General features: G+C 73.5%; 5 protein-coding genes. All 5 read right to left on the minus strand.

The window, feature by feature from the left end:
- Positions 1 to 2 precede the first annotated feature (2 nt).
- Positions 3 to 2402, minus strand: coding sequence for a KR domain-containing protein (locus OOK31_RS26365; protein WP_267089827.1), 2400 nt, complete (start codon positions 2400 to 2402; stop codon positions 3 to 5).
- Positions 2399 to 8563 (minus strand): SDR family oxidoreductase, encoded by a 6165-nt coding sequence (locus tag OOK31_RS26370; RefSeq protein WP_267089828.1) that lies wholly within the window; start codon positions 8561 to 8563, stop codon positions 2399 to 2401. Before OOK31_RS26370 ends, OOK31_RS26365 begins: the two co-directional genes overlap by 4 nt.
- Complete coding sequence (locus tag OOK31_RS26375) at positions 8560 to 10464, minus strand: acyltransferase domain-containing protein (protein WP_267089829.1); 1905 nt, start codon at positions 10462 to 10464, stop codon at positions 8560 to 8562. The genes OOK31_RS26370 and OOK31_RS26375 overlap by 4 nt, the downstream gene beginning before the upstream one ends.
- 221 nt (positions 10465 to 10685) lie before the next feature.
- On the minus strand, positions 10686 to 12107 hold the full coding sequence (locus OOK31_RS26380; RefSeq protein ID WP_267089830.1) for an NAD(P)/FAD-dependent oxidoreductase: 1422 nt from the start codon (positions 12105 to 12107) through the stop codon (positions 10686 to 10688).
- Between the two features lie 240 nt (positions 12108 to 12347).
- Complete coding sequence (locus tag OOK31_RS26385; RefSeq protein WP_267089831.1) at positions 12348 to 13121, minus strand: helix-turn-helix transcriptional regulator; 774 nt, start codon at positions 13119 to 13121, stop codon at positions 12348 to 12350.
- Positions 13122 to 13569 lie beyond the last annotated feature (448 nt).

The following is a 13569-nucleotide window of genomic DNA, read 5'->3' on the forward strand; positions in this document are numbered from 1 at the left end:
GGTCAGCCGGAGAGGCCCGTGACCACGGCCACGGACTCCCCCGAGAGGGCGTCGACGGCCCGCCACACTCCGAGCCGGGGGTCGCCCGTGATCCGTGTCCGCTCGCCCTCGGGCCCGCGCAGCTGGATCCGCGCCACGTCCAGCCGGCCGGACGAACCGGACCAGCCGACGCCGCGGCCGACGGCGGCGCGCAGGATGTTCTCCAGCACGGCCACCGGCACGGCGCAGGCGGGCGGTTCCGGCAGGGTCCACAGGTCCCCGGAGGGGGAACGCCGCACCTCGGCGACGATCCGCTCGGCGTCCTGCGGCTCCCAGTGCGACAGCGGGACCACCAGTCCGCGCCAGTCCAGCGTCGGCGCGGCGCCCCAGACGGTGACGTCGGGGCCCGCCGCGCCGGCCGGAGCGGCCGGCGCGCCCTGCACGGGATCCGCCGCGGCCCCCGCCTCCCGGTACAGCAGGCGCATCCGGGCCGACGGGCCCCCGCCGACCGGCCGGAAGGTGACCTCCGCCGCCCACTGGCCGTCCTGGCCGGCGCCGCGCACCTCCCGGCGCAGCCGCACCCGGCCGTCCGTGGAGCGGAGCAGGTCCAGGGGCACGGACAGTTCCTCCACCGAGAGCAGGACCAGCTCCGGAAGGTGCTCGGGGGTCACCCACTCGGCTCCGCGTACGGCGCTCTCCAGCAACAGGCTGACCGGCAGGGCCGGTTCGCCGTGCACGAGGAAGTCGCCGACGGCGGGAGCGGTGTCGGTGCCGAAGTCGACCTCCGACACGAAGCGGGCGTGCGGCTGGTACTCCAGGACCGTCCCGAGGTGGAAGATCTTCGGGAACGTGCCCTCGAAGCCGGGGAGTTGGGGAACCACCGGGTAGCTGACGGCCTGGGCCGGGGAGAGCGCCCGGCCCAGCGGGCCGACGAAGGAGATCTCGCCCCGCGATCCGGCCAGCAGCTCGGAGCGCCAGTGGCGCAGCCCCTCGGCCACGTCCATGGCCGCCATGTACCGCAGGCTGGCACCGAAGTTGGCGACCAGGCCGAGCCGGTCCCAGGTCGGCCACGCCAGCGTCATCACCGGGAAGGCGACCTCGCGCTGCGCCCAGAGGCCGAGGCGGGCCAGTGCCTCGTTCGCGGCGGCGTAGTCGAGCTGGCCGACCATCCCGCCGAGCCGGCCGGTCAGTGAACCGACCGTGCAGAACACCTTCAGCGGCAGGTCGCGTACCGCGTCCAGCAGGTGGAGGAAGGAGTCCACCTTGGTGGCCACCACCGCGCCGATCTCGTCGTCCGACTTGTTCGGCAGCCGGGTGGGGGTGTCCACCCCGGCGTTGTGGATCACGCCGGTGAGGTCGGGGAACTCCGCCACGAGGCGCCGTACGGACGCGGGATCGGTGAAGTCGCAGGCCCGGTAGTCCAGCCGCAGCCCCTCGGCCCGCGCCGACACCAGGTTGCCGACGAGCTCCCAGGTCGCCTCCGTACGCGTGATCTCGCGCCGGATGTCGGCCACCGGGCGGCCCTCACGGTGCTGGGCCCACAGCTCGGTCCTGCGCTGCCGCAGGGCCTCGGGGGTCAGCTCCGGCCAGCTCTCCTCGGGCGGCAGGCCGACGCGGCCGGTGACCACCACCCGCAGGCCGAACTCCCGGGTCAGCTCGCGGGCCAGGGCCATCCCGATGCCCCGCCCGCCACCGCTGATGAGCAGGGTGTCGGCGGAGGTCCACCGCACCTCCGGTTCACCGGCCGGGACGGCCTCGGGCGTGAGCACCCAGCGCCGCCCGTCGCGCCTGCCGATCTCGGTCAGACCGGGCAGGGACAGCTCCTCGGCGACCAGCTCGGGAAGGAGCTCCAGGTCGTCGAGGCCGATGTCGAGGACGCGGGCGGTGCAGTTCGGCAGCTCCCGGTGCAGGCTCTTGGCCAGTCCGGCCCACAGCCCGCCCAGGGGCTGGGCGATGTCGTCCTCAAGGTGGTGGCCCATGCCGCCGCCCAGGTAGCTGACGGCGAGGTAGGTCAGCCGGTCGGCGGAGGTCTCCGCGCTCCATTCCCCGTAGCAGTGCCGCAGCACGGTGAAGGTGCGCAGCAGGGCTTCCCGCCAGTGGCGTCCGCCGGGCGCGGTGATGCGGTCCGCGACGGTGAGGTCGACGACGACGTCCGGGGCGCCCGGACCCGGCCGGCCGGCCGGGTCCGGTACCTCGACGAGTTCGACGCCGCGTTCGCGCAGCGCCGCCCCGACGCGGGCCGCGGTGTCCGGGTCGCCGCCGATCACCACGGCCCGGCGGCCCCGCAGGGACCGCCGGGTGCTCGGCGGTCCGGCGGGGGCCAGCCGCCACAGCATCCGGCGTACGGGCGCGGTGGCCGGTCCGGTGACCCCGTCGGCCCCGGCGGTGGGTGCTACGGCCTCGGCGATCGTGGGGGCGGTCATGAGGACACCGCCTCGGCGAGCGCGCCGGGCCCGTGCACCACTCCGGTGGCCGGGTCGAGGTAGCCGATCACGGTCGCGGTGAGGTCCTTCATCTGGGCGACGACCCGGCCTCCGGGGGCGACCGCCACGAAGCGGTTGCCTTCCGGACGTCCCTCCACGAAACCGGGGTTGACCACGTACAGGTCCAGTTCCCCGTGCTGCGCGGTGAGTTCCCGGTCGTTGGCCTGCTGGTAGAGGTCCACGCGGCGGATCGACAGCGGGGCCGCCACCGGTATCAGGCCGTCGACGGGGGCGAGTACGCCGGTCCGGGCCATGGCGTCGAGCAGGACGGTCGGTACCAGGAACGAGGACCACGCCGGCTCGGCGGGGTCGAGTTCGGCCCGGAAGACCGACCGGGCGCCGCGCGGGCCGCTGCGGGTCCCGGTGGTGGCCATGAACGGGCCGGTGAGGCGTACGGGCGCACCGTCGGCGTGGTACGGGTCGGGTACCGGGACGTCCTCGGAGTCCTCCCACGGCTGCCACAGCGGGGCGTCCGGGAAGGCGTTGCTGACCAGGACGCGGGCGGTGAAGTGCGGGCGCCCGGAGACGAGTTTCACGCCCGTGGGCGAGACCACGTCGTAGCTGACCTCGACCTCGACGGTGGTCAGGTCGCCGACCTGACCGGCCACGGTGGCCGTGATCCGCTTGGGTCCCTGCGGGATCTCCCGGTGCACCTGGAGGAAGTGGTGGAACCGTACGTCCTCCAGGGCGACGACGACCCCTTCGGGGACCAGGTGCAGGGCCGCCTCGGAGGCCAGCTCCGTGACGAACGTGCCGGGGAGGGTGGGAACGCCCCGGACCAGGTGGTGTTCGAGGTAGCCGTCGCTGTCGAGGTCGAAGGCGCACTCGAAGACCGCGGTGGCGCCGTCCGCCCGGGCCGTGTCCGCCGGGGGCTGCGGCAGTTCGCGCCGGAGGTAGAAGCGTCCGCGCTGCGGGCCGCTCGCGGGCCGGGCGTCCAGGTAGCCGGGGTAGAACTGCTCGACGGTGGCCCGCTCCGCCTCGCCCAGGTGGACGACGGAGGCAGTACCGCGCGGGGCGGCGAGCTCTGCGAGGAAGTGCCGTACGCCCTCCTCGACGGGCATGTGGCTGTAGGAGCCGGCCCGCTTGAAGTAGGCGCGGGTCAGTTCGTTGGCCCCCATGCCGACCTCGTCCCACAGGGTCCAGCCGATGACGAACTCGGCCGTGCCGGTGGTGGCGGCCGCGTACCCGGCGGCGGTGGCCAGGTAGTCGTTGCCGGAGGCGTAGTCCGACTCGCCGCGCTGGCCGAAGAAGCCCAGCAGCGAACCGAAGTCGCACCACATGCGCGGCGCCCGCCCGGCCAGTGCCCGGTGCAGGTTGCGGTGGGCGGCGACCTTGAGGTCACGGATCCGGCGGAACTCGCCGAAGTCCTTGTCCCGGATCATCGCCGAGCGGTTGAGGCCCGGCGCGTTGATCACCAGGTCGATGCGGCCGTGTTCGGCGACCACCGCGTCCACCGCGGCGCGTACCGAGGCCTCGTCGCGGGCGTCGCAGGTCAGGTACGAGACCCGGCCCTCGCCGCTGTGCCGGGCCATCCGGTCCAGGTTGCGCCGCGCGGTCCGGGCGTCGGACATCCGGTCGAACTGCCGGCTGATGTCGGCGACGGTCCCGCCGCCGGCGCGCAGCCGGGCCGAGATGTAGGCCGAGCGGGTCGCGGCGAACTCCTCGTCGGAGCCCTCGAAGGTCTCCGGCGGGTAGGTGTCGAGCGCGTTGCTGCCGAGGGCGTAGATCCGGGAGCCGTAGCGCTCGGCGAGCGCGGTCAGCAGCTCCGCGGTGATCCCGCGGGCGCCGCCCAGGGCGAGCACCACGGAGTCGCGGCCCAGCGGGGCGGGGCCGGGCCCGGCCGGGTCCTGCGGCGCGGGCGCCTCCTGGAGCGCGGGGACCAGCCGCCGCGTCCCGTCGTGGTAGACCACCGGGAAGGTGCGGACGGCGTCCGCCTCCAGCGCCGCCAGCCGGGCGCCGGCCTGCGGGTCCGAGGTGGCCGCGAGGAAGGCGTAGGAGTCCGCGTCGGCCAGTTCCAGGCTGACGCACTTGGCGAGCCCGGTGAACAGGCCGGCCAGCGGGTGCGCGATCCCGCCGGGCATCGCGCCCAGCAGCAGGAACACCACGGACGACATGGCCGCGCCGAGGTCCTCGTACCGCTGCTGCACGGCCAGGAAGGTCAGGTCGTGGAGGGCGGTGATCCCCTCGGCCGCGCCGGTGAGCGCCTCCTCGGCGGGTACCGAGGCGGTCAGGTCGGCGACCACGCGCAGGTCGCGGACCGGCCCGGGGAGCGAGGCGAGCACCTCCCGCACGGCGTCGGGGGTGACCTCGGGCAGATGGTGCCAGCCCGGTCGGGGCGCCGCGGGCCGGGCCGTGCTCAGTACGGTGATCGCGGCGGCCGGCGGGGCGATGCGCGCCACCAGTTCCGGGTCGTCGGTGAGGACCACGGCCCCGGCCGGCAGGAAGTCCGCTGCCGTACGGGCGGACGTGGCCGCGGCGGAACCGGCGGACGCCGTGTGCGCGGGCTCCGGCCGCAGGGTCGTCGCGTACCGGTGGACCAGCTGCGGCGGGCGGGCGGCGGTGTGCTCCGGGGTTTCGGTGGAGGCCGCGGCCGGCTGTCCGGGCGCGGTCACCACCAGTCCGGGGGCCACGTCCGCGGCGCTCTCCCGGCAGCGGATGACGGTCGGGGCGCCGGGCCGCTGCAGGGCTCGCAGCAGGGCGAGGCCGCCCGCCGCGCCGAGGTAGCGGCTGTACTCGCCCTCGGCGCCGCATTCGAGCTCGGTGGCCTCTTCGGCGGGCCGGGCCCCGGGGGTGAGCTCGTCCACGAAGGCGAGCACCTCCAGGCCGGCTTCCCGGGCCTTGCTCTCGGTGGTCAGGCCGAACAGGAAGGCTCCCTCGGCCGGTTCGACCGTACGGCCGCCGAACACCTCGCCCAGCAGCGGGCGGTACTCGGGGAGGCTGTTGCCGTTGATTCCGCCCGCCAGGACGAAGTCCAGTTCGCCGCTGTGCAGGTAGCGGGCCGCCGTGGAGAAGGCGGACAGCGCCGATCCGAGGCCCGCGTCGACCGTGATGTTCGGGCCGTGCAGGTCGAAGTAGTTGGCGACCCGGGCTGAGATGACGTTCGGCATCATGCCGGGGAACGAGTCCTCGTTGGACGGGGGCGTCATCGAACGCACCCGCTCGCGGAGCCGGTCCACCACGGCGGTGAGCCCCGGCTCGGCGGCGAGGGAGGGGTCGGCCCGCAGGCCGCGCTCGATGTCGTCGAGGTAGCAGCGGTTGGCGTACAGCATGGCGGCCCTGGTCGGGCCCATGTGTCCGACGACGACGCCGGTGCGCTCCGCCTTGGCGTCCCAGAACTCGGAGAGCTGGCCCCGGAGTTCGTGCGCACAGGAGATGATCATCAGCTGGCAGCGGTCGATGGTGCGGACCGTGGCGGGAGGCATGCGCACCTCCTGGAACGAGGGCGCCGGGTAGGTGTCGCCGAAGCCCGCGTCGATGGTGCGGGCGCCGTCCAGCCACTCCTGGACGTCCTGCCGGCCGGAGGTACCGGGCAGCTTGGCCGACCAGCCGACCACGGCGATCCGCTCGGCGGGCGCGGCCTGGACGCGGGTGGCACCCTTCGCGGGCTCGGTACGCTCGGCGTTTCCGGCCTGCTCCGAGACGATCAGGTGGGCGTTGGTGCCGCCGAACCCGAAGCCGGAGACCGCGGCGGTGCGGCGGCTGCCTTCCCGCGGCTCCCAGGGGCGCGACTCGCTGGAGATCTCCAGCTTCGTCGAGCCCATCTCGAACAGCTCGGGGGCCGAGCGGTACCGGTACTGGCCGGGGATGGTCTGCTCCTGGATGGCCAGGATCGATTCGATCAGCGAGACCACGCCGGCCGCCCAACCGGTGTGCCCGATCAGCGACTTGTTGGAGGTGACGACGGCCGCGCGGTCCTGCCCGTAGTGCCCGCGCAGGGTGGTGAACTCGGCGAGGTCACCGGCCGGGGTCCCGGTGGCGTGGGCGTTGACCCAGTCGACGTCGGCGCCGGTGAGGCCGCCCGCCGTCAGGGCGCGGCGCACCGCGAGGTCCTGGCCGGCGGAGCTGGGCGCGTAGATCGCCTTGCCCTTGCCGTCGGAGGAGGAGCCGAAGGCCCGCAGCACGCCGAGGATCCGGTCGCCGTCCGCCTTGGCCCGGCTGAGGCGCTTGAGCACCACGACCCCGGCTCCGTCGGCGAAGATCACGCCGTCCGCCTCGGCGTCGAGCGACTGCACCGATCCGCGCTTCGAGAGGCCCTTCAGCTTGGAGAAGAGCACCGTCCCGCGCGGGGCGAGGGCGAAGGCGCCGCCCGCGACCGCGATGTCGTACTGGCCCGAGAGCAGGCCCTTGACGCCGATGTCGATGGCGTAGAGCGAGGAGGAGCAGGCGGTGTCGACCATCTGCACGGGGGTGTCGGCCGGCAGTACTCCGGCCATGGCCTCCTGGCCCACCTGGTGCGGCAGGAAGCGCGGGGCGTCGGCCTGCCCCCGGTGGTAGCGGGCCGACAGGGCGCGGTCCACGCCCGACAGCAGCCGGTCGCGTTCCGGGCCGGCGAGGTCGAGCTCGGTGGTGATCTCGCCGATGAGGTGGTTGGAGGCGGCGAGGACGCCAGCCTCCTCCAGGTGCTGGCTGCCGTCGGCGGTGTAGCCGACGTGGAAGGAGTGCCGGTCGGCCGGGTCGCGGTGCACGCCGTCCAGGGCCTGGACGAGGGAGTGCCGCAGCCAGAGCGTGGTCAGCTCGGTGTCGTCCGGGGAGGCGCTCAGCCCTTCGAGGGCGGTGGGCTCGGGCCGGAAGTCCGTGATGAAGACGCAGGTGTCCTGGTAGGACTTGTCCTCGTCGGCCTGGTCGGGCGAGGAGAAGGCGGCCCGCTCCCAGCGGTCCTCCGGTACCTCGATGAACAGTTCGGCGCCGGTGGTGCGCAACTGCCAGAGCTCGGCGGGGCTGTTGGCCCCGCTGACGGCCAGGCCCATGCCGACGACGGCGATCTCGTCGTCCGCGTCGTCGACCTCGTCCGGAGCGGCCGCAGCGGCGGCGGCCGCGGGCTCGGGGGCCGGCTCGGGAGCGGGAGCGGGCGCGGCCTCGGTCGCCGGCTCGGGCTCCGCCGCGCTCTCGGCACCCGGTGCGTCGACGTCCCGTACGGCCTTCAGTACGCCTCCGGGCTCGGTCCGCAGGGCCGGCTGCGGCTGGGCCTGCGGCTCGGGGGCGGCGGCCACGGAGTCGGCCGCGGGCGGGGTCGTGACCGGGGTCATGACCGGGGTCATGGCCTGGCCGGCCCTGGCCGGTGCCAGCAGGGTGGACCCGAGGGTGAGCCCGCCGTCGGCCAGGATGACCTGGCCGGTGATCCAGCTGGACTCGTCGGAGGCCAGGAACGCGACGAGGCGGGCGAACTCCTGCGCCGTCCCGAGGCGGCCCAGCGGGGTCCCGTCGATCACGGCCTGCTGCATGGCGGCGGCGTCGGGGAACTTGTCGGCCACCTCGCTGGTCAGCATGGCCGCCGAGGCGATGTTGACCCGGATGTTCTGCGGGGCGAACTCCACCGCCAGGTAGCGGGCGGCGGCCTCGGCGGCCGCCTTCGCCGGAGCGCAGGCGAGGTAGTTGGCCATCACCATCTGCGACGCTCCGAGCGCCGAGACCGTGACGATGGAACCGCCGCCGGAGCGGGCCATCAGCGGCGCCGCCGCCCTGGCGCAGCGCAGGCCGCCCTTGAGGTTGGTCTCCAGCGCCCGGTCGATGTCGGCGTCGGTGGTCTCGTCCACGGGCACCAGCGCGCCGTCGGCCGCGTTGTTGACCAGGATGTCGAGCCGGCCGATCTTCTGCTCGATCTCCGCGAACATCCGCGTGACCTGCTCGGGGCGGGCCACGGAGGCCCGGAAGATGTCCACGGTGGCGCCCAGGGCCCGCAGTTCGTCGCGGGTCCGCTTGGCCTGCTCGTGGGAGTGGAAGTAGTTGATCAGTACGTGCGCGCCGCGCTCGGCGAGCGTGGTGGCGACGGCCTTTCCGACGTTGCGGGCTCCACCGGTGACGAGTGCCACCTTGCCCGTGAGGTCGGCCGCCGCGCCGGTGCCGCGGGGGCGGTCCCGGCCGGTCGTGTGGTCGTTGGTCATGCGGCGACACCTGTCGAGGGGAGGGCGCGGAGTTCGTCCGCGATCAGGGTGACGATCTTGTCGAGGGTTCCGTAGTCGGCCAGCCGGAAGTCGCTCGCCCGGGCCGGAAGCCCGTAGTGCCGCGACGCACGCGCCAGCAACTCCACCTGCTTCACCGAATCCACACCCAACTCGGCCTCCAACAGCGCCTCGGGCGTGAACACCTCCTCCGGGTACTCCAGCGCCTCGGCGTAGATACCGCGCACCACCGAGAGCAGCTCCTCGCGGGCCGGCTGGACGGCGGCCGACTGCCGCAGGGTGCTGACGGGGGCGGAGGCGGCGGGGGCCGGGGCCGGGGCCGGGGTCTCGGCGGGCTCCGGCTGGACGGCGCGGAGTTCGTCCGCGATCAGGGTGACGATCTTGTCGAGGGTTCCGTAGTCGGCCAGCCGGAAGTCGCTCGCCCGGGCCGGAAGCCCGTAGTGCCGCGACGCACGCGCCAGCAACTCCACCTGCTTCACCGAATCCACACCCAACTCGGCCTCCAACAGCGCCTCGGGCGTGAACACCTCCTCCGGGTACTCCAGCGCCTCGGCGTAGATACCGCGCACCACCGAGAGCAGCTCCTCGCGGGCGGGGACCGCACGCGCCTCGGTGGCGGGCGCGGGCGCCGCGGGCGCCGCGGGCGCGGCCGGGGCGTCGGAGGTGCGGGGAGCCTCGGGGGCGGAGTGGCCCGCGTCGAGGAACTCGCGCAGACGGCCGGCCGCGACCTCGGTCAGCTCGGCGCGGTGGGCGTTCCAGAACGCCTCGAACACGTCCTGCGGCGCGTCGGGCACCAGGTGCAGGCGTACCGACCGGAGCCCGTCCTCGGCGCCCGTACCGGCCGTCCCGAGCTGGTCGAGCGTGGCGGTGAGCTGGAGCGAGCCGCCCTGCCCGGTGGCGAGGGTGGCGAGTGCGGCGGTCCGGCTGCCGTGGGCCTCGTCGAGCGGCCGGGACACCTTCGACACCAGCGAGGTCAGCACGGCACGGCCGCCCGCCTCCACGAAGGTCCGGTGGCCGCTCGCGTGCAGTTCCCGCACGGCGGCGGAGAACCGTACGGGCCGAGTGAGGTGCTCGGCGAGGAGCGCGGCGAGCGGCTCCCGCGGCTCGTAGAAGCGCTCCAGGATCGGCGAGTACACGGGGACGGTCAGCGGCCGCTGGTCGAGCCCGCCCACGAAGGCGGCGAAGGCGGGGGCGACGTCGGCCAGCGCGGGGTTGTGGAAGGCGAAGGCGGAGTCGAGCTTCAGGGAGCTGATCCGCAGCTGGTCGGCGATGGCCTTGACGCTCGCCACCACTTCGTACGGTCCGCTGAGCACGGTCTGCGTGTCGTGGTTCTCGGTGGCGACGGACAGCAGCGGGTGGCCGATCAGGCCCACCAGGTGGCGGGCCCGGTCCGGGTCGGCGGCCAGCGCCACCATGGCGCCCCCGCCCTCGCCCTCCCCGTCGCCCTCGCGTTCGGCGATGACCATGATCCGGCGGGCGACGATGCGTGCGCCGTCCTCGACCGAGAAGGCGCCGGCCGCCACCAGTGCGGTGATCTCGCCCAGGCTGTGCCCGGCCAGCACGGCGGGACGCAGTCCGCCGTCCTCCAGGATCCGGTACGCGGCCAGGCTCGCCCCGTAGATGGCCAGCTGCGACACCCAGGGCTCGTCCGCGAGGAGCTTGGGGAGTTCGACGTCCGAGGCCTCGAGGAGGAGCGGGGAGATGCGGCGCGAGAACAGCTCGTCCGCGACGGTGTCGACACGGTCGAGGACGGCCCGCACCTGCGGGTGGCGGGCGTGGGCGAGGCGCAGCGCGGCGCCGTCGAAGCCGCCCTGGCCGGGGAAGAGGACGACCGGACCGGTGCCGGTGGCGAGGTCGGTCGTGGTGTCCGTGGATGTACTCATCAGAGAATCTCCATGAAGGGTCGTGCGGCGTGTAGGGGTTCGGCCCACGGGGGCACGCCCGGCGCGCGGATGGCGTGCGGGCGGCGTGAACCGCCGTGGCACGCGGCGCTGCCGTACGAGCTGCCGTACGCGTCGGCGTACGCGGCTTCGGACCTCGTCGTCCGTGTCCGCTCGGCCGTGGGCCGGAAGGTGGCCGGGCCTGGGCCCTGTCGCCGGGTGGTTCAGGCGGTCGACGCGGGCGCCGGCCGGGTGCCGGACGCGCCGGGCACGGGGCTACGGAGCAGCAGCTCGCCCATCGGGCCGATCTTCGCGGCGATGAGCCGGTCGGCGGTGCCCGACGCCCAGGCCGGGCGGCCGGGTACTCCGTCGATCAGCCAGCGGACCAGGCGGGACTTCCACGGCACGTCGGGGCCGGAGCCCAGATGACCGAACAGCTCGCGGAAGTTGCCCCGCGTGTAGAACTGGTCCGGGGGCACGATGGTCGCGAAGAGGCCGATCATGTCCTGGCCGTGCCGGGGGCTGCGGCTCATCGCCGCGATCAGCGCGCGCTCCTCGGGCGAGTGGTCGGCGACCTTGGCGTAGTCGCGGGTGTAGTCGTAGTGGTCGCCGATCAGCTTGTCGCGGCGGGCCGTGTAGTCGGCCATCGCCTCCGCCATGGGGCGGTCGGACAGGCCGTCGGTGATGGCGTCGGCGAGCAGCTCGGCTCCGAGCAGCGCGTGGGTGATCCCGGACGCGGTGATGGGATCGCGGGTGGCGCCCGCGTCTCCGACGAGTGCCCAGCCGGGCCCGTGGGAGGTGCGCAGGAAATTGGGGACCGCGCCGGTGAGCCAGCGGTCGCCGCGGCGGGCTCGCAGCAGGCGTTCGGCGAATTCCGGATCGGCATCGGCGAAGGCGTCGATGACGAGCCGGTCGGTCTGATCGGGATCCCCCGAGGGAAACGTTTCAGCAGGCCAGGCGACACCGACGATGGAAAGCCCGTCGTGGGTCGGCCAGCTGAAGGGATGGCGCCGGCTCTTCCGGTACGTACGGACCAGCGGTTCCTGTTCGAGCCCTTCCCAGTACGTCCAGGAACTCTTGCTCAGAACCGGGTCGTCGCGGTATTTCTCCGCGCCGGCCAACTGCGCGACCCGGGAATTCTTTCCGTCCGCGCCGACCACGATCGTGGCCTTCTCGGAAATCTTTCCTGAACTCTTGGAAACACCGCTCACACCGACGACGGTGCCGTTCTCGCGCAGCAGTTCCTGGACCGATATGCCTTCCCTGAGTTCGGCGCCGGCTTCGACGGCCGCCTCCGCCAGTGCCTGGTCCAGGCTGATCCGGGGCGGGGAGAGGGCGTAGCCCACCCCCTCCACGGCGGGCAGCGGTGCGACGAGCCGCACCGAACCGCTCTGCAGGGAGTAGTGGGTGATCTCGGGAATGGTGTGGGCCTTCAGCCGGTCGAGCACGCCCCAGCGGCGCAGTCGCAGGACTCCCGGCGGATGGATCAGATTGGTGGACGAACTGGTGGGACTCGGAAAGGTGATCCGGTCCACGAGCAGGACCCGGTATCCGCGTCCGGCGAGTATCAGCGCCGTCGCGGAACCGGAGATCCTCGCTCCCACAATGATGACGTCGTACATGCTCCCCCGTATCGGTCGTTCCACTCAGAACTTCTTTAGTCCCCGTCCTCACGGCGCGGTGGGCGAGTTCCGCTCCAGCGGCGCCCTACCGATACTCGAGATTACTCAGGGGGCGTGTGGGATCCGGCCGTCCGCGCATCAACGTGCCATCTTGCTGCGGCATTGGCAGGTTGATGCCAGGGCCACGGAAAAGGGCCCTCTCCGCTGCGGATTTCCGCAGCGGAGAGGGCCCGGTGGACGGGGTGGTACGGGGCTGGTTCCTGCCTACTCGGTGGCGTCTATGAGACCGAGCTGAGCCGCCCGGACCCCCGCCTGGAAACGTGACGTCGCGTCCAGCCGCGTCATGAGCGAGGCGATGTGGCGGCGGTAGGTGCGCAGCGACAACCCCAGGTCACGGGCCGCCTTCTCGTCGGTGTGCCCCTGGCTGAGGGTGCGCAGGACGCGCAGCACGTTCTCGTCGTCGGCCCAGTTGCCGCAGACCGAGGCCAGGTCGACGGCGCCGTCCCACACGGCGCTGTGCAGCACCGACATCGCCCTGGCGGTGTCCAGGTCCCGTACCACAGCCAGTCCCTGGTTCCGGCCACCGGCGCAGTCGACGAGCGCGAGGCTGCCGTCGAAGACGGTCGTGGTGGGGAGTTTGTGCGGTGAGAGACGGATGTCGGCACCGCGGCGGGCCAGTTCACACAGGTGTGTGAGGGCTTCGTCGTCGCCGAGCAGCCGGCTCGGCAGGATCATGCGGATCTCGCTGCCCCGGGCGAGCAGCTGGGTGTGCAGCTTGTTCAGCAGGAGATCGTCGAACTCGTGGGGACCCGCGGCGTAGCTGGACTGGGCGAGGACACCGCGGTGGCCCGCCTGGAGGACGATGCGGGCGGCCACCGCCTCGTCGGTCTCCTCCTGGTCGCGGGCCGCCGCGGGCTGCGCCGCGGCGGTCCGCTCCCGCAGTCTGCCCGCCATCTCCGCGAGCTGCTGCGCCTGGTCGCGCAGGTCGTCGAGCGTGGGGTTGTGGAGATCCGTCATCGGCTCTGCCGTGACGCTCATGACTGCTCCTCCGTGTCATGGCCGCGAGTCGAACGGCCAGTGGATCGGACGGGGCCGGGGAAGGCGGGCGGTCCGCCGCTCACCCGGCCGCCGGTACGTCGGCGAGTGCCCGCGGGACACGGGCCGTCGAGTCGGCGCCGACGCCGCTCGCCCCCGTGCCGGGCGTCCGGACCCGTCCGAGTCCTTGTTCACGTGCTCTGGTGGACCGCTTCGTACCGGTCCCGGGAGTGTCGAGCGCGACTCCAGTGGCGCGGAAGACACTGTCGGACGACGGGCCGGTCTTGCGGATCAGGCCGGCCCGTCGTCGACCTCCGCCGGTGGCCGCGGCGAGCGGTCCGAGATGGTTCGCGTTGCTCGTGGTACGTGATGCGATGGCGCGCAACCGGCAGTGAGCGGTCAGGACATCCATCGATCCCCCCTTTGCTCTGTCGTGCCCTCGGGCCGGGGT

Source organism: Streptomyces sp. NBC_00249 (assembly GCF_026342355.1).
Taxonomy (GTDB): domain Bacteria; phylum Actinomycetota; class Actinomycetes; order Streptomycetales; family Streptomycetaceae; genus Streptomyces.

What these genes read in the sequence shown, in the direction of transcription:
- OOK31_RS26365 (WP_267089827.1), bottom strand. Translation starts at nt 2,402, where the DNA reads ATGACCGCCCCCACGATCGCCGAGGCCGTAGCACCCACCGCCGGGGCC.
- OOK31_RS26370 (WP_267089828.1), bottom strand. Translation starts at nt 8,563, where the DNA reads ATGACCAACGACCACACGACCGGCCGGGACCGCCCCCGCGGCACCGGC.
- OOK31_RS26375 (WP_267089829.1), bottom strand. Translation starts at nt 10,464, where the DNA reads ATGAGTACATCCACGGACACCACGACCGACCTCGCCACCGGCACCGGT.
- OOK31_RS26385 (WP_267089831.1), bottom strand. Translation starts at nt 13,121, where the DNA reads ATGAGCGTCACGGCAGAGCCGATGACGGATCTCCACAACCCCACGCTC.